General features: G+C 45.2%; 19 protein-coding genes and 1 pseudogene. 10 read left to right on the top strand and 10 right to left on the bottom strand.

Going from position 1 to position 15,134, the window contains the following annotated elements:
• Positions 1-6 precede the first annotated feature (6 nt).
• Genes def through C9991_RS06860 form a run of 3 tightly spaced genes read right to left on the bottom strand, consistent with a single transcriptional unit; the run spans position 7 to position 1,522 of the window.
• Positions 7-570, bottom strand: coding sequence for a peptide deformylase (gene def, locus C9991_RS06870; protein ID WP_106811861.1), 564 nt, complete (start codon positions 568-570; stop codon positions 7-9).
• A 16-nt stretch (positions 571-586) separates the two neighbouring features.
• The gene (gene ruvX / locus C9991_RS06865) at positions 587-1,003 is read right to left on the bottom strand and encodes a Holliday junction resolvase RuvX (RefSeq protein ID WP_106811860.1); all 417 of its coding nucleotides are present in this window, start codon (positions 1,001-1,003) and stop codon (positions 587-589) included.
• A gap of 30 nt (positions 1,004-1,033) precedes the next feature.
• Positions 1,034-1,522 carry an SPOR domain-containing protein gene (locus C9991_RS06860; RefSeq protein ID WP_106811859.1) on the bottom strand — a complete coding sequence of 163 codons (489 nt, stop codon included), beginning with the start codon at positions 1,520-1,522 and terminating at the stop codon, positions 1,034-1,036.
• Between the two features lie 306 nt (positions 1,523-1,828).
• On the opposite strand from C9991_RS06860, the gene C9991_RS06855 reads away from it, so the two are divergent.
• From C9991_RS06855 to C9991_RS06845, 3 genes are read left to right on the top strand one after another with little or no spacing between them, the layout of a single operon-like run.
• Positions 1,829-2,047 (top strand): YtxH domain-containing protein, encoded by a 219-nt coding sequence (locus tag C9991_RS06855; RefSeq protein WP_106811858.1) that lies wholly within the window; start codon positions 1,829-1,831, stop codon positions 2,045-2,047.
• A 20-nt stretch (positions 2,048-2,067) separates the two neighbouring features.
• Complete coding sequence (locus tag C9991_RS06850; protein ID WP_106811857.1) at positions 2,068-2,418, top strand: phage holin family protein; 351 nt, start codon at positions 2,068-2,070, stop codon at positions 2,416-2,418.
• 55 nt (positions 2,419-2,473) lie between these two features.
• The gene (locus C9991_RS06845) at positions 2,474-2,764 is read left to right on the top strand and encodes a hypothetical protein (protein ID WP_106811856.1); all 291 of its coding nucleotides are present in this window, start codon (positions 2,474-2,476) and stop codon (positions 2,762-2,764) included.
• Positions 2,765-2,804: 40 nt separating this feature from the next.
• On the opposite strand, the gene C9991_RS06840 is transcribed toward C9991_RS06845, so the two are convergent.
• The 3 genes from C9991_RS06840 to C9991_RS06830 form a co-directional block, all read right to left on the bottom strand.
• Positions 2,805-3,617: an MBL fold metallo-hydrolase gene (locus C9991_RS06840; RefSeq protein ID WP_106811855.1), complete on the bottom strand. Its 813-nt coding sequence runs from the start codon at positions 3,615-3,617 to the stop codon at positions 2,805-2,807.
• Positions 3,618-3,761: 144 nt separating this feature from the next.
• Positions 3,762-4,790 (bottom strand): UDP-N-acetylmuramate dehydrogenase, encoded by a 1,029-nt coding sequence (gene murB, locus C9991_RS06835; RefSeq protein WP_106811854.1) that lies wholly within the window; start codon positions 4,788-4,790, stop codon positions 3,762-3,764.
• A 17-nt stretch (positions 4,791-4,807) separates the two neighbouring features.
• The gene (locus C9991_RS06830) at positions 4,808-5,656 is read right to left on the bottom strand and encodes a DUF4348 domain-containing protein (RefSeq protein WP_106811853.1); all 849 of its coding nucleotides are present in this window, start codon (positions 5,654-5,656) and stop codon (positions 4,808-4,810) included.
• A gap of 142 nt (positions 5,657-5,798) precedes the next feature.
• On the opposite strand from C9991_RS06830, the gene pheS reads away from it, so the two are divergent.
• The 4 genes from pheS (at position 5,799) to cls (ending at position 10,164) form a co-directional block, all read left to right on the top strand.
• A complete protein-coding gene (pheS, locus tag C9991_RS06825; protein ID WP_106811852.1) occupies positions 5,799-6,836 on the top strand; it encodes a phenylalanine--tRNA ligase subunit alpha in 1,038 nt (345 codons plus the stop codon).
• Between the two features lie 301 nt (positions 6,837-7,137).
• Positions 7,138-7,890: a 3-deoxy-8-phosphooctulonate synthase gene (kdsA, locus tag C9991_RS06820; RefSeq protein ID WP_106812767.1), complete on the top strand. Its 753-nt coding sequence runs from the start codon at positions 7,138-7,140 to the stop codon at positions 7,888-7,890.
• On the top strand, positions 7,887-8,882 hold the full coding sequence (locus tag C9991_RS06815; RefSeq protein WP_106811851.1) for a KpsF/GutQ family sugar-phosphate isomerase: 996 nt from the start codon (positions 7,887-7,889) through the stop codon (positions 8,880-8,882). The genes kdsA and C9991_RS06815 overlap by 4 nt, the downstream gene beginning before the upstream one ends.
• A gap of 10 nt (positions 8,883-8,892) precedes the next feature.
• On the top strand, positions 8,893-10,164 hold the full coding sequence (gene cls, locus C9991_RS06810; protein WP_106811850.1) for a cardiolipin synthase: 1,272 nt from the start codon (positions 8,893-8,895) through the stop codon (positions 10,162-10,164).
• A 112-nt stretch (positions 10,165-10,276) separates the two neighbouring features.
• Here cls and C9991_RS06805 read toward each other — a convergent pair whose 3' ends face one another.
• The 4 genes and pseudogenes from C9991_RS06805 to C9991_RS06790 all read right to left on the bottom strand — a co-directional run bounded on the left by C9991_RS06805 (position 10,277) and on the right by C9991_RS06790 (position 13,660).
• Positions 10,277-11,851 (bottom strand): NAD(P)/FAD-dependent oxidoreductase, encoded by a 1,575-nt coding sequence (locus C9991_RS06805; RefSeq protein ID WP_106811849.1) that lies wholly within the window; start codon positions 11,849-11,851, stop codon positions 10,277-10,279.
• Between the two features lie 150 nt (positions 11,852-12,001).
• A pseudogene (locus C9991_RS06800) lies at positions 12,002-12,169 on the bottom strand (GGGtGRT protein); the annotation flags it as partial.
• Between the two features lie 231 nt (positions 12,170-12,400).
• Positions 12,401-13,420, bottom strand: coding sequence for a virulence RhuM family protein (locus tag C9991_RS06795; RefSeq protein ID WP_106811848.1), 1,020 nt, complete (start codon positions 13,418-13,420; stop codon positions 12,401-12,403).
• A gap of 42 nt (positions 13,421-13,462) precedes the next feature.
• A complete protein-coding gene (locus tag C9991_RS06790) occupies positions 13,463-13,660 on the bottom strand; it encodes a helix-turn-helix transcriptional regulator (RefSeq protein ID WP_106811847.1) in 198 nt (65 codons plus the stop codon).
• Between the two features lie 491 nt (positions 13,661-14,151).
• Between C9991_RS06790 and C9991_RS06785 the strand changes: the two genes are divergently transcribed.
• The 3 genes from C9991_RS06785 to C9991_RS06775 are packed head-to-tail and all read left to right on the top strand — an operon-like array spanning position 14,152 to position 15,125.
• A complete protein-coding gene (locus C9991_RS06785) occupies positions 14,152-14,370 on the top strand; it encodes a DUF6140 family protein (RefSeq protein ID WP_106811846.1) in 219 nt (72 codons plus the stop codon).
• An 11-nt stretch (positions 14,371-14,381) separates the two neighbouring features.
• Complete coding sequence (locus C9991_RS06780; RefSeq protein ID WP_106811845.1) at positions 14,382-14,777, top strand: hypothetical protein; 396 nt, start codon at positions 14,382-14,384, stop codon at positions 14,775-14,777.
• 6 nt (positions 14,778-14,783) lie between these two features.
• On the top strand, positions 14,784-15,125 hold the full coding sequence (locus C9991_RS06775; protein ID WP_106811844.1) for a hypothetical protein: 342 nt from the start codon (positions 14,784-14,786) through the stop codon (positions 15,123-15,125).
• Positions 15,126-15,134: the final 9 nt, after the last annotated feature.

The following is a 15,134-nucleotide window of genomic DNA, read 5'->3' as shown; positions in this document are numbered from 1 at the left end:
CCGTCCTTATTTCTTCAAAACCTTCGTGCGATAAGAGCAGCGGAAGCGTCCAAGCAGAAGGTTCTTAAGTTTGCCACGGATGAGCTGTCGACGCATAGGCGATATGCGGTCGATAAACATCTTGCCACCAAGATGGTCGAACTCATGCTGCATTACACGTGCAAGATAGCCCTCAACCCACTCGTCGTGCTCGTTGAAGTCCTCGTCCATATATTTTACGTGTATGCGTGTTGGGCGTGTAACGCTCTCGTGAATGCCTGGCAACGACAAACATCCCTCCTCCATTGTCTCCTTCTTCGAGTCTTCATCATACTCAAGGATATAAGGATTGATAAAGGCATGGCGGAAGTCCTTGTACTCGGGCAAGTCCTCGCTCAATACATCAAGATCGATAACCACGAGGCGAATGTCAAGACCTATCTGCGGAGCAGCAAGTCCAATGCCGTCGCTCTCGGTGAGCGTCTCGTACATATTGGCTATGAGCGTCTTAAGCTCAGGATAGTCAGGCGTGATGTCTTGCGCCTCTTTGCGAAGCACCGGCTGACCGTATGTATAAATAGGTAAAATCATTTTGATGTTTTTGTTTCTATATTCCCTTCATCCGAAGGTAATCCTGAAGAATAATAGTGGCACTTATCTCGTCGACAAGCGCCTTGTTTTGGCGCGCCTTCTTGCCTATACCACTATCAAGAATAGCTTTATGGGCAAGCACAGATGTGAAGCGTTCGTCGTAAAACTCGAGCGGAATACCTGGCATTTGCTTACGCCACTGTGCCGCAAACTGACGCACACGTTGCAGGTTCTCGCTTGGCTCACCATTTAGTTGGCGAGGCTCACCAATTACTATGCGTTCCACAGACTCGCGTGACACATAGTCTTTAAGAAATTTCATAAGGTCGCACGTTGCTACTGTCGCCAATCCGCCAGGTACAATCTGCAGCGGATCGGTGACAGCTATGCCCGTGCGCTTCTTTCCATAGTCGATCGAAAGTATACGGGCCACAATAATATATTAGTTGTTCTACGTTTCAGATTACTTCTTGTAGAGCAACCAAGCACCTGGATACTGACCCATAAGTTGGTCGCGTGACTGTGCAGCCTCAGCCTTAGTTGCAAATGTTGCAGCAACTACACGGTAGAGATTGCGCTCCGAATTGTATACAATCTGTGCGTTCTTTCCTGCAGCCTTGAGCTGACCCTGCAACCCCTGAGCATTGGCCTTAACTGAGAAAGAGCCAACAACAACGCTAAAGTTGTTCAAACCAGAACCGTCAACCAAGGTAAAATCCTCTGAACGTACAGCTACGTTGTCTGAGTTGTCAACAACAGTTGTTTCTGTGGCAGGCTTCTCAACGATAGGCGCTACAACTGGAGTTTCCTCCTGTACAGGCTGCTCAGCAGGCTGTTCGTGTTTAGCCTGAGCCTTATCATACATCTTCTTGTATGCGCTTTCCTGTGACTTGCAGCTTGTAAAAGCCAATGCTACGCAGACACCTGCGCACAAAACCATACTTTTCTTCATATCAATATTGTGTTATTAGAGATTTATATTACGTACATTTTGGTGCGAAATTACAAAATATATTATAATAAAGAGGTTCTTTGGCGCATAAAGTTTGTTAAATATGATTTCTCTGTATATTTTAAGAAAAAATTGCAAGAAAAAGGCTGAAAGATGGAATATTTTTATTATATTTGCTCTCACCAAAGACAAACACCAACGGTATTTAAGCACAACAAATGGAATGTAATATCCTACATATGCGAAAATCCAAGGTTAAGGTCGGCGGCTAAATCTATATTCTATAACTTATAAATTTTAAACGACATGAAAACATTAGGTTACATTGGAGCATTTTTGGGCGGAGCTATCGCCGGCACAGCATTAGGTATCTTGTTGGCTCCAGAAAAGGGAAGCGAAACACGTACAAAGATTGGCGATGCTGTTGATGATTTCTGCAAGAAGCACAACATTCGCGTAAGCCGTAAGGAAGTAGACGACCTCGTTGACGACATCAAGGAGGCTACCGACAACGCTAACGACTAATAACACACAGACATTTGCTAATGTTCTCAACAGATAAAAACATAGAGACAATAGCACAACTCGTAGAAGTTGTAAGGCATTACATCGGGCTTCAGTCCAAATACATGAAGCTCGATGTAATCGATAAAATTGTGCGTCTGCTCACTGCACTTATAATGGTTGCGGTGTTGTCGTTGCTACTTGTGCTTGCACTCATCTACCTGTCGTTCGCAGCTGCTTACGCCATACAACCACTTGTAGGAACCGCTGCTGCTTTTGCATGCATTGCTGGAGCCTATCTTCTGGTGTTCTTTATGTGCATTATGTTCAGAAAAAAGTGGATTGAGCGTCCACTTGTGCGATTCCTGGCAAGCTTGCTTATGCACGATTAAAGACAGTCGGTATTCATCATGTTATCAGTAATTATCTTATAAAGATTTAGGCGAAATGGCACAGAATATTACAGAAAACAACAAGCGAGAGTTTAGATCGCTTGAAGACATACTCGACTACAAAGAGGAACTACGCACACGCATACACCAAGACGAGGAGAAAATTGCTTCTGCTTGGAACGAGCTGTTCCACAAAGAGGAACCTGCTCCACAAAACAAAGCACAGAAGATTGCACGTATGTTAAGTCTCGGCACTGGAGTGTTCGACGGTGTGTTGTTGGGCTGGAAGCTTTACCGCAAATATCAGGAGGGTGCATTCCTCTTCGGTAACAAGAAACGTAGATAAGAAAACCTATTGGAGTTCTGTTCCAATAGGTTTTCTTTTTTTATACAGTAGGAGGTTGGGGGCAACATATAACCTCGCCATCGTAAGCCAATGTAACGCCTTCTGGCATACGCCGTTGGGCTTCATCATACAATCCAATGTGATGACATACATGAGTTATGTATGTACGCTTGGCACCAATGCGACGGGCAAACTCTATGGCTTCGTAGACCAATTGGTGCGAGTGATGCTCCTTCTCAAATCGTAGGGCATTTACTACAAGTGTCTCCACTCCTTCGAGATAAGGCAGCTCGCCATCGCCAATTGTCTTCATATCTGTGATATAGGCAAACGAACCTATACGGAAACCGAGTATCGGCATCTTGCCGTGCATAACCTGTATTGGCACAATTGTAAGGTTGCCTATATGCAAGGGAACATGCGGCTCTGCATCGTGCAGCTCAAGCTTTGGTACACCGGGATAGAGATGTTCTCCAAAGCAATATGGCATTATCTGGCGCACATGCTCGCACGTCTTCTTGTCGCCATATAGACGTATAGGACCGAAGACAGAAAATGGGCGCAAGTCGTCTATGCCTCCAACATGGTCGTAATGTATATGGGTCAACAGTATGGCGTCTAACGGTTTGAAGGACAACGGCATTAGCTGTTGGCGTATATCAGGACCGCAATCTATCAGCACTCGGGTTGTGTCCGATTCGATTAATGCCACACAACGCATGCGCTTGTCGCGAGGATCGTTGCTGCTACATACCTTGCAATGACATCCAAGCGAAGGTACTCCACCGGATGTTCCGGTTCCTAAAAGAGTGACTTTAAGGGAAGAACGAAGAGTGAAGAGTGAAGAATCCATTTGTGGAATTACGAGTTAAGAGTTAAGAGTTAAGAATTACGAGTTAAGAATTACGAGTTACGAATTATTAATTCCAAATTCTTCAATTCTCAATCGCAAGCGAAGCCGAGAACAATTCCTAATTCGTAACTCTTAATTCCTTATTCAAATAACATTTACTTCCGGATGTATCTCAATTCCGAATTTCTTCTTAACGTCCTTTATTATCTGCTCGTACAAGGCAACAACCTCATTGCCCGTTGCTCCGCCACGATTTACAAGAACCAAGGCTTGGCGATCGTGCACACCAGCACGTCCAAGCGACTTGCCTTTCCATCCACACTGCTCTATCATCCATCCTGCAGGAATCTTGATATGGTCAGCATCAACAACATAATGCGGCATCGCCTCGTATTGTGCAGCAAGACGTTCATATACGTCACGACCCACGATAGGATTCATAAAGAAACTACCTGCATTGCCCATTACCTTAGGGTCGGGCAACTTTGCCTGGCGAATCTCTATTATTGTCTGACGCAGAAGCTCAGGCGAAGGCATTCCCTCAACACCCTTTGCAGCAAGAGCCTGACGTATATTGCCATAGTCGAGGTCGGGCGAATAATGACGTGAGAAACGATAGGTGACATGGGTGATAAGATACTTATTCTTCCACTCATGCTTGAAACGACTCTGCCTGTATGAGTAAGCACACTCGTCAACACCAAACTCCACTACCTTTCCGGTAGCTATCTCCACAGCCTCAACCTTATATATCAAGTCCTTTGCCTCGGCACCATAAGCACCAATATTCTGTATGGCGCTTGCACCAACCTCGCCAGGTATAAGCGACAGATTCTCTGCTCCATGCCATCCATTGCTTACACTCTCGGCCACAACATCGTCCCAGGTAACACCCGAGCCATAACTCACATACACTTCATCTGCATTAGCCCCATCCACACTTACTTCCTTGCAGCCAAGGATGGCAGAATGAGCCACAATACCATCATAATCCTTTGTGAGCAAAAGATTGCTGCCCTCGCCCACTATTATATAAGGCAAGCCCTCGTCTCTTAATAAAAGAGCCACTTGCTGCGCCTCCTCTACAGAAGCGTACTCCAAAAAACGACTGCATCGTGCGTCTATGCCAAACGTGTTGTGGGCAAGAAGACTACAGTTGAGAATGTCCTTCATATTCGTGTTAGTAATGTCTACATTATTATTTTCATCAGTTTCCAATGTCCGCCCTTGCGACGGAAGGTGAGCTCGGTCTCAAGTCCGTTTGCAATACCACGTATCACAAATATCTTCTGACTGCTCTCCGAATACTTCTGTCCATACAATATGTTGTATATTACCGAGTTAGGCAACTCAGGCGCAAACGACGGCCATTGCTCTGGAGCAAGTATGCCACTCATTGTAGAGAAGTCGTCGTCGGGATTTGGACCAGTAAACTCAAGCGGATCGTTGATGCTTTTAATCTGGAAAGTAGAATCGGCAACAAACTTGCTATAGAACTGCAAGAAAGAGGCATTCTTGCTCTTAGCCAACGATTTGTTCACAATACGAGTCATCATCCACTGTCCCATTATGCGGTTGAACACATACTGACGCACATGATGACGCTTAAGATTGATGCGCTCCACAACCACATGACCAATTGCCGTATCCTTAACAACATTCATTTGCTTCATGTTGTCGAATATCAGCGTGTAGAAATCCTGGCGCATGAAGAAGTTGTCCATTCTCCAACGCTTCTTCTGTATCAACACCGAGTCGCCACCAGTATAAACAGGCAACGGAAAGTGGATACGCTTCATCTGAAGCTTACGGTTGGCGGCAAAGTTAAAAAAGAAATCGTCGAACAACTCGTCGGCTGCCTTAGGCATAGGTGTCTCGGCGATTATCTGTTCCATCGTGTCTACCACCTCTTGCCCAACGGCGGACACCACGCTGTCCGAATCGGTTGGTGTAGGCTTCTTGTCAGTACAGCCTACTGAAGAAAAACTTACCGCGCATACCACAATGGCAAGCACAATAAAAAAAATTCCTTTTCTCATACTACGTTGTAGGACTTTATTACATCCCTCAAATTTTAAAACGCAAAAGTACAACTTTATTTCGATAAACTTCTTTATTATGCCAAAAAATATTACCTTTGCATTGTTTTTTAAAAATACAGAAATAAATATTATACATTATATGATTTTAGAAAAGATAGACCAGCTTCTTAATGAAGTGAACAATCTCAAGGCCAACAATGCCGAAGAGATTGAGCAGCTCAGACTGAAGTATCTCAGCAAAAAGGGCGAAATAACAGCTCTTATGGCTGACTTCCGTAATGTGGCAGCCGATCAGAAAAAGGCTGTCGGAATGAAAATCAACGAGTTGAAGCAACTCGCACTACAGAAAATCAACGAACTAAAGGAACAGAACGAGGTTGCTGAGGAGTCGGCAGACGACTTCGACCTCACACGTTCTGCTTATCCAATACAGCTCGGCACACGTCATCCGCTTAATATCGTTAAGAACCAGATTATCGACATCTTCCAGCGTATGGGCTTCACCCTTGCTGAAGGACCAGAGATTGACGACGACCTTCACGTGTTCACTAAGCTAAACTTTGCTGCCGATCACCCAGCACGCGACATGCAGGACACCTTCTTCATAAGCCAGCACCCAAATGATGTAACCAAGAACATACTTCTGCGTTCGCATACATCTAACGACCAAAGCCGCATTATGGAGCATCAGAAACCGCCTATCCGCGTGATATGTCCGGGTAGAGTGTTCCGCAACGAGGCTATCTCGGCACGTGCCCACTGTTTCTTCCACCAACTTGAGGGATTGTATGTAGACAAGAATGTTTCATTTACCGACCTTAAGCAGGTGCTCCTGACATTCGCTCGCGAGTTGTTTGGTCCTGACACAAAGATTCGTCTACGCCCAAGCTACTTCCCATTTACCGAACCAAGCGCCGAGATGGACATCTCTTGCCACATCTGCGGTGGCAAGGGTTGCGGTTTCTGCAAGCACACAGGATGGGTTGAGATTCTTGGCTGTGGTATGGTAGACCCCAACGTGCTTGAGGCATGCGGCATCAACAGCAAGGTTTACACAGGCTACGCCTTTGGTCTTGGTATCGAGCGTATCACCAACCTTAAGTATCGTGTTGCCGACCTACGTATGTTCTCAGAGAACGACACACGCTTCCTGGACGAGTTTGTGGCTGCCGAGTAAAGCACACACATAGACAGGCATCATTTGCACGAATATAATTAAGGTTCATCCGAAAAATGGGTGATTGATGTGTAAATTGCAGTTTATCGCCGTATACTCATATAATCCTCATCGATAAATTCCAGCTTGTATCACTCAAAATATCGGATGATCCATAATTAACGCCAATTATACGGAGAGATTCGTTTAATTGGCGTTATTTTTTTTTGTTAGTAGATTTGACACCAATAAAGTGTTGATGTACAAAAAAATTGTATTACCTTTGTAATTGTCTATATATAACAATGTAAACAACAATCGTATGCAACCAATATTCATAGCTGGCCCCTGTGTCATCGAGTCGCAGGAACTGCTCAATACAGTTGCCGAAGAACTTGTACGCATCAACAGCAAACTCGGCACAGATATTATCTTTAAAGCCTCATTCGATAAGGCCAACCGTACATCTATACACTCGTTCCGTGGTCCGGGACTTGAGAAAGGCTTGCAGATGCTTGCCGACATCAAGTCTAAATATGGTCTGCGTGTACTTACAGACATACACGAGAGCTATCAGGCAGCTCTCGCAGGCGAGGTATGCGACGTACTTCAAATACCAGCCTTCCTTTGCCGACAGACCGACCTACTTGTGGCTGCTGCAAAGACTGGAAAAATCATCAACATCAAGAAGGCACAGTTCCTTAGTGGCTTGGACATGAAGTATCCTGTGGAGAAGGCTCTCGAAGCTGGTGCCAAGGAAGTGTGGCTTACTGAACGCGGCAATATGTTTGGCTACAACAACCTTGTGGTCGACTTCCGCAATATTCCCGACATGCTCACCATAACACCGCGTGTGGTTATGGACTGTACACATAGTGTTCAGCGTCCGGGAGCAGGTGGAGGCAAGACATCAGGCGACCGCCGTTTTGTGCCTAACATGGCTCTTGCCGCCAAAGCTTTTGGTGCAAATGGCTACTTCTTCGAGGTGCATCCCGACCCCGACCACGCCTTGAGCGACGGACCTAACATGCTGTATCTTGACAAACTTGAAGAACTTATAACAAAACTATTATGAACGAAACATCAACCGATAAGAACGAGATTGCAACCGAACGTCTTAAGCACGTCAACGAATATGCAATTCAATGCATCAACGACGAGGCTAAAGCCTTGACCGACCTCATACCTCAACTCGACCACAACTTCGAGAAGTCGGTTGAACTGATTTACCATTGCCACGGCAAGGTTATTGTAACAGGTGTGGGCAAGAGCGGACACATAGGCGCAAAGATAGCAGCCACGCTGTCGTCTACAGGCACACCGTCGTTCTTCATCAATCCACTCGACGTGTTTCATGGCGACCTTGGCGTAATGACCAAGGACGATGTGGTGCTTGCCATAAGCAACTCTGGTCAGACCGACGAGCTTCTGCGCTTCATACCAATGGTGCTGCATATGGAGATTCCTATCATTGGCATGAGTGGCAATCCCGACTCGCTGCTTGCCAAATACTCTACAGCCCACATCAACATTCGTGTTGAGAAGGAGGCTTGCCCGCTAAACCTTGCACCTACAAGCAGCACAACTGCAACACTTGCTATGGGCGACGCATTGGCTATTGCCCTTATGAAGGTACGCGACTTCAAGCCTCGCGACTTTGCACAATTCCATCCTGGCGGATCTCTTGGCAAGCGTCTGCTTACCACCGCAGCCGACGTGATGAAGAGCGACGACATGCCTGTAATATCTAAGAACATGCCTTTGGGCGACGCTATTCTTGAGGTTAGCAAAGGCAAGATGGGTATGGGTGTGGCTATTGAGAACGACAAGGTTATTGGCCTGATTACTGACGGCGACCTGCGTCGTGCTATGGAGAAGTGGCGCGAAAACTTCTTCGACCGCCCAGTAAGCGACATCATGACATGCTCGCCTAAGATGGTTGCACCTACAGCCAAGATTAGCGAGATACAAAAGATTATGAGCAAATACAAGATTCACTCTGTACTTGTGGTAGACGAGCAGCTGCACCTGCTTGGCATTGTAGACCACTACCGCTGTATGGTGTAGAAAAACAGATATGAGATTAAAAACTTTATTAATCTGCCTTATAGCCTGTCTCGGCATCGTGGGCGAAGCGTCTGCCCAAACAAGCGATTCGCTTATCGTCAGTCGACTTCGTAAGGAGGGCATAAGCTTCTCGCACGACAACAGCGTAACGCTGCTGATGAGCGGACAAGAGAAGTTTGACGATATGTTCAGCGCCATACGACAGGCACGCAGCAGCATACACTTGGAGTACTTCAACTTCAGAAACGACTCTATTGCATCACTACTCTTCGACATCCTGGCCGAAAAGGCTAAAGAGGGTGTCGAGGTTAGGGCGCTGTTCGACGGTTTCGGAAACGACTCCAACAACCGTCCCTTGCGCAAGCGCCATCTTAATGACATACGCTCACGGGGAATAGAAATATACGAGTTCGACCCAGTGCGATTTCCTTGGGTCAACCATGTGTGGCACCGCGACCACCGCAAAATCGTCATCATTGACGGACAGATTGCCTATACAGGCGGAATGAACGTGGCCGACTACTACATCAAGGGTACAAAGCAGGTGGGCGAATGGCGCGACATGCATTGCCGTATAGAAGGCTCCGAGGTAAACACTCTTCAGGATATCTTTTTGCGAATATGGAACAAGACGGCCAAACAGAACATTCATGGAGACAAGTATTATCGCAACAAACATGGCTTGCACCATTTCGAAGGCCTGAAGCCGGACACATGCAATACTGCCGGACACAAGATGGTGGGCATAATAAACCGCGAGCCACACACCACAAACAAGATTATACGCACGTTCTACAACAACGCCATCAACAACGCTAAAGACAGCATTAAGATTGTTAATCCCTACTTCACGCTAAACCATAAACTGAAGAAGGCCCTTAAACAGGCTATTAAGCGTGGCGTTAAGGTAGAGATTATGGTGTCGGCACATAGCGACATTCCACTAACGCCCGACTGTGTCTTCTACAATGTGCACAAGCTAATGAAGCGAGGCGCGCACATTTATATTTACGAGCCTGGCTTTCATCACACCAAGATTATAATGGTTGACGGGCGCTTCTGCACTGTGGGCAGTGCCAACCTCAATTCGCGCAGTCTTAGCTTCGACTACGAGGAGAACGCCATCATCATAGACCCGTGCACCACAGCCCAATTGTCCAAGATGTTTGAGCGCGACAAGAACCGCAGCTTCAAACTTACGCAGCAAAGGTGGCTAAAGTTCCGCACACCATGGCAGCGCTTTGTAGGATGGTTTGCTCATCTGCTTGCTCCGGTAATATAAAAGTCGCAATTCATCGCTCATGCCAATGCATGGTTATTATACCACTCCCGAAAAAAACACGTCCATTACACGTATTAGGATTCAATCACGTGTAATGGACGTTTTCTATATATTATAGCGCGCCTACATATTCTGCACACATCTCAGCACATCGCTCGCCATCAACGCCAGCCGATACAATGCCACCAGCATATCCAGCTCCCTCGCCACACGGAAAGAGTCCGTGTATGCGCACATGCTGCAACGTCTCACGGTCGCGCACAATACGTACCGGAGCTGATGTACGAGTCTCCGTGGCTATCATCAAAGCCTCGTTTGTCAGAAATCCGTGGCTCATCTTGCCAAACTTCTTAAATCCCTCCTGCAAGCGTCGGCTTATCTGTTTAGGCATCCAGAAGTGTAATGGCGACGAAATTAGTCCTGGAGCATAGCTGCTCTTAGGCAAGTCGTACGAAAGACGACCGTTCACAAAGTCAGCCATACGTTGTGCTGGGGCTGTCTGCTTCATATTGGCCTGCTGCCAGCAATCACGCTCAAGCTTCTCTTGAAAGTGCATCACGCGCAGCGGATCGTTCTCGTCGCCTCCCACATCCTCCGGACGTGTTTCTACAACCATACCCGAGTTTGACCATTGTGTGCCTCTATTGCTTGGACTCATACCGTTTACCACAAGTTGCTCCTTATCCGTTGCTGCCGGAATGACAAAACCTCCTGGACACATGCAGAACGAGTAGACACCACGCCCGTCAACCTGTGTTACAAAGCTATATTCGGCAGCTGGCAGATACTTGCCCCTGCCTTGCTTCGAGTGATACTGTATCTGGTCTATAAGCTGCGAGGGATGCTCAAGGCGCACACCTACGGCTATTCCCTTTGCCTCAATTTCCACCTTTGCCTCGGCAAGGTATCTGTACACGTCGCGAGCCGAATGGCCAGTAGCAAGAATAACCGGGCCATGATAAGTCTCCTCTGCTCCTGTCTTCAGGTTCACAGCCTCGGCTCCCACAACCGTGTCGGCATTTATCAGCAGACGTGTCATCTTAGTTTGGAAGTGAACCTCGCCGCCACATCTTATTATTGTCTCACGCATGTTCTCGATTACCTTAGGCAGCTTATCGGTACCAATATGCGGATGGGCATCGGCAAGTATTGAGGTTGAAGCGCCATGCTGGCAGAACACATTAAGTATCTTCTCTATGTTGCCGCGTTTCTTCGAGCGTGTGTACAATTTGCCGTCCGAGTAGGCACCTGCTCCACCCTCTCCAAAGCAATAATTGCTCTCGGGGTCCACGCGTTGTGTCTTGCCAATATTGGCAAGGTCGATCTTACGTTCGCGCACATTCTTGCCACGCTCAAGCACAATAGGGCGCAGCCCCAACTCGATAAGTCGCAACGAGGCAAACAATCCACCTGGTCCCTCGCCCACAACAATAACGGCCGGCTTCGAGCTTACGTCGCTATACTCAGTCTTTACATACTCGTCGTCCTGTGGCATTTCGTTGATGTACACCCTTACCGTAAGGTTTACGAATATTGTGCGTTGGCGGGCATCTATGCTGCGCTTCAACACGCGCACAGCATTTATTGTACGCGCGTCAATACCCTTCTCATCGGCCACATACTGACGTATATTCTGTTCGTGCGAGGCCACAACGGGCAGCACACGAATTTGGTATTCTTGTATCATCTAATGAATTGTATTTGATTGTAAAGCGCAAAATTAAGCAAATTAAGGCAAACAACACTTATATTTGGTAGAAAAAATCCAACAAAAAAATCCTCCATAACCACGAATGATTATGGAGGAAATGTATTTAATAACTGATTATATTATCAATTACTTCTTGTTGAGGGCAAGGTCGATAGCAACGGCGATAGCTACAGAAGCACCTACCATTGGGTTGTTACCCATACCGAGGAAGCCCATCATCTCTACGTGAGCAGGAACTGAAGAAGAACCTGCGAACTGAGCGTCAGAGTGCATACGGCCGAGAGTATCAGTCATACGGTCGGCAAAACGTTTCTATCTCGCTTTATCCTTTGTCCATAATCCATTGTAAACCAATAGCATATTTCAGCATTTCAGTCTTTGGAGTTAATATTTAAAAGAACTATTTTCGGACTGTTGGCATCATCTTGTACCAATAACACCTAAATCCAAGTGCAAAATTACAATATTTATCTGAACTACGAGTAGTAAGTTCCCTATATATAATAAGGTGAAATATTATTGTTCTTACTTTCCCTCTTTCTTGTCTCCTCCCATCAACCTTTTCTGTTCACGCTCAAAGTTCTCCAAGAAGTGAATCTCTACAGGTGAGAGGTTGTTCTTGGTACGCTCCTTGAATTTGTCGTATTCATGGTCGGCTTTCTCTTTGGCGAGCTTGGCGGAGATTTTACCTGCATGAGTGAGGATGTCTTTACGGGAAATACGGAGGAAGTCGTCAAGAATATTTATCCAGTCCTTCATATACATAGGGCGGTGTTCCTCGGCTTGCATTTCGGCGAAGTCAAGATACAGGCTCACGATGCGGTTCAAGGACTTTATTTCTTCGTGGGTGAGGTAGTTCTTGGCTATTTCCGCTTCCGGTTTTGACGGCATAGCTCCAGCCCACGTTGTAAGTCCCATAAAGTCTTTCTCGGCATCGGCTCTCTCGTATATTATTTCCGCCGCCGTATGACCGTGAACAGAATAGTGCATCTTGTTCTGTACTGTTTTGAAGAACTTTTGTGTCATTTCCACTCGTGGGTCGTAGTCGATACTAAGGGCATAAATCTCCAACACCTTACGATAGAACACCTTCTCACTGGAGCGGATGTCACGTATTCTTGCAAGCAGCTCGTCAAAGTAATTGCCACCTCCAGCTCTCTTCAAAAGGTCATCGTTCATGGCGAAGCCTTTTACTATATACTCCTTCAGTACCTTAGTTGCCCATATACGGAACTGAACACCACGGTATGAATGTACACGGTAACCTACACTGATAATCATGTCGAGGTTGTAGTATGCTATTACTCTTTCAACCTTGCGAGTCCCTTCATTTTGAACTGTTGCAAAATTTGCAATAGTTGCCTCTTCTTGTAATTCTCCATCCTCCAACACATTCTTTATATGTCGTGAGATTGTGGATTTATTACGCTGAAACAACTCTGCCATCTGGTCAAGCGAGAGCCAGACAGTATCGTTTTGCAACTTCACCTCTATCTGTGAATCACCGTCAGGAGTTTGATATAATAAAAATTGCCCTTTGTCCATATATACATTACTTTAATGTCTTGGTTTGGAGAAGAACTTGGTTTAACTTCTTAACAGATCTTTCATTTCGACACCAAGTAGTTTTGCTATGACATTAAGTGAACTAAGGTTAGGCTGAGCTTTATTACTAGCCCATCTTGACACAGTACACTCTGATACACCCAGTTCTTGTGCTAACCATTTCCCCGTCTTCTTCTTTTCGACAAGGACTAACTTAATGCGATTTAAATCTTGCTCCATATAAAATTTATTATCGTTTGATGCAAATTTATACAAATTCTCCGAAATTCCACCAATCCACACGTTAAATTAAGAAAAACAGCCCGATTTTGCCACTTTCTCAGCAAAAGATTCTTGATTCTCACTTAAATTCTGTACTTTTGTCACGCTGATTGGAGGCTCTGTGTAAAAGCAGGGAATAGCCAGTTAGTCAAGAAGGCGTATCAAGCTATTCATACCGCTCTAAAATGTCTGGAAAACAAAGAAGAAAGGTACTAATGAATAGAAACGATATGCCCTTCCTTGGTGTATATGATAATGTTCGGTACAGCCTTAATTGTACCCCTACATATCAGCACTGGGGATGGGGCTTTGTTTCTGAACATTTCGTACCACAGGTTTTTTTCCAGACTACCTAGAGCGAGGGATGGCAGATTCGAACTCCATCCCTTTCTTGTATCTATATACTAACCGCCGTGGTTGTGGAGCGTATCGGCAAAGATTTTTGAATTATGGCAAGATTTAGAATCACAACCAAAAGAGTAAAGAATTCAAATGGCATTCGTATAGAGCCTGGAATGTCTGTGGAAGTTGTAACCCAAAGCATGAGCAACCCTGTAACCACAAACGGAGGTCAGGTTGTAGTAGATGCCTTTTATCGCATATATGGCATTGACATCAAACGTGCTGGTGCTTTATCCATGACAGAACTCCATGTTGAACAGTTATAATAATTTCACTGATGAACAAATACATATCAGAAGTTGTAGACTATCTCATAGAAGAATATGCAGAGTCTGTTATCGAGGAAACAACTAAGTATGCAACGGAAAAAGTAGGCAAATTTATCGACTCATTCAAGACTGCATTAAAAATGACAATCCACAATGAAGAGTGCGTTGTACTGGATATGAAACTTCTGACTGAAATCAGTCGAAGATACCGTGTAAATTCCAGTAATGGTGTCGCTGCAATGAAAGTAATCAAGGACAATTCTAACATTGTATATCTCGCCTATGTAAAAGACCGTGATTTACTTCCTGTTGAGGATAATCATTACGTTGTGATTAAGGCGACAGCATTAACTCCTGAAGTTATCAATCTTTTTGAGGAAAACAAGTTGGTTATTTTAAAATAATTGAATATGGAGCAGATTATAGAACTGATAAAACAAGCATGTGCATATATCAAGAAGCTCATTGTAACAGTCATTGAAGGATGTCTGAATTTTGCTCGAAATGTTGTAGGCTGGTTCAAAAGTCTCAATTTACAACAAGGACGAGATGTGCCATTTATAGCAAATGCCAATCAACAAGTATTCAAAGAAATGCTACAAAAGGCTCCTGTCAAAGATGTTGGTATTTTCAAAGGTGTTTATAATGAAGAAACTGACGAGATTACCCACAATGAATACATTGAGGCTGACGCTTTAGATCAAAGAACGCAACAGGTTCTTGGAAAAGAAGAGCTTGTTGTATTAGCATAAATACAAATA

Source organism: Prevotella merdae (assembly GCF_900290275.1).
Classification (GTDB): domain Bacteria; phylum Bacteroidota; class Bacteroidia; order Bacteroidales; family Bacteroidaceae; genus Prevotella; species Prevotella merdae.
Note: the sequence above shows the minus strand (reverse complement) of the source record. Positions and strands in the feature narration are given on the sequence as shown.

Bases quoted from the DNA above. Each gene is read 5' to 3' on its own strand.
- C9991_RS06830 (WP_106811853.1), bottom strand. From the start codon at position 5,656: ATGAGAAAAGGAATTTTTTTTATTGTGCTTGCCATTGTGGTATGCGCG.
- cls (WP_106811850.1), top strand. From the start codon at position 8,893: ATGAGATTAAAAACTTTATTAATCTGCCTTATAGCCTGTCTCGGCATC.
- def (WP_106811861.1), bottom strand. From the start codon at position 570: ATGATTTTACCTATTTATACATACGGTCAGCCGGTGCTTCGCAAAGAG.
- C9991_RS06845 (WP_106811856.1), top strand. From the start codon at position 2,474: ATGGCACAGAATATTACAGAAAACAACAAGCGAGAGTTTAGATCGCTT.
- C9991_RS06840 (WP_106811855.1), bottom strand. From the start codon at position 3,617: ATGGATTCTTCACTCTTCACTCTTCGTTCTTCCCTTAAAGTCACTCTT.
- C9991_RS06795 (WP_106811848.1), bottom strand. From the start codon at position 13,420: ATGGACAAAGGGCAATTTTTATTATATCAAACTCCTGACGGTGATTCA.
- pheS (WP_106811852.1), top strand. From the start codon at position 5,799: ATGATTTTAGAAAAGATAGACCAGCTTCTTAATGAAGTGAACAATCTC.
- C9991_RS06780 (WP_106811845.1), top strand. From the start codon at position 14,382: ATGAACAAATACATATCAGAAGTTGTAGACTATCTCATAGAAGAATAT.
- kdsA (WP_106812767.1), top strand. From the start codon at position 7,138: ATGCAACCAATATTCATAGCTGGCCCCTGTGTCATCGAGTCGCAGGAA.
- murB (WP_106811854.1), bottom strand. From the start codon at position 4,790: ATGAAGGACATTCTCAACTGTAGTCTTCTTGCCCACAACACGTTTGGC.
- C9991_RS06815 (WP_106811851.1), top strand. From the start codon at position 7,887: ATGAACGAAACATCAACCGATAAGAACGAGATTGCAACCGAACGTCTT.
- C9991_RS06775 (WP_106811844.1), top strand. From the start codon at position 14,784: ATGGAGCAGATTATAGAACTGATAAAACAAGCATGTGCATATATCAAG.
- C9991_RS06860 (WP_106811859.1), bottom strand. From the start codon at position 1,522: ATGAAGAAAAGTATGGTTTTGTGCGCAGGTGTCTGCGTAGCATTGGCT.
- C9991_RS06805 (WP_106811849.1), bottom strand. From the start codon at position 11,851: ATGATACAAGAATACCAAATTCGTGTGCTGCCCGTTGTGGCCTCGCAC.
- C9991_RS06785 (WP_106811846.1), top strand. From the start codon at position 14,152: ATGGCAAGATTTAGAATCACAACCAAAAGAGTAAAGAATTCAAATGGC.
- C9991_RS06850 (WP_106811857.1), top strand. From the start codon at position 2,068: ATGTTCTCAACAGATAAAAACATAGAGACAATAGCACAACTCGTAGAA.
- C9991_RS06790 (WP_106811847.1), bottom strand. From the start codon at position 13,660: ATGGAGCAAGATTTAAATCGCATTAAGTTAGTCCTTGTCGAAAAGAAG.
- C9991_RS06855 (WP_106811858.1), top strand. From the start codon at position 1,829: ATGAAAACATTAGGTTACATTGGAGCATTTTTGGGCGGAGCTATCGCC.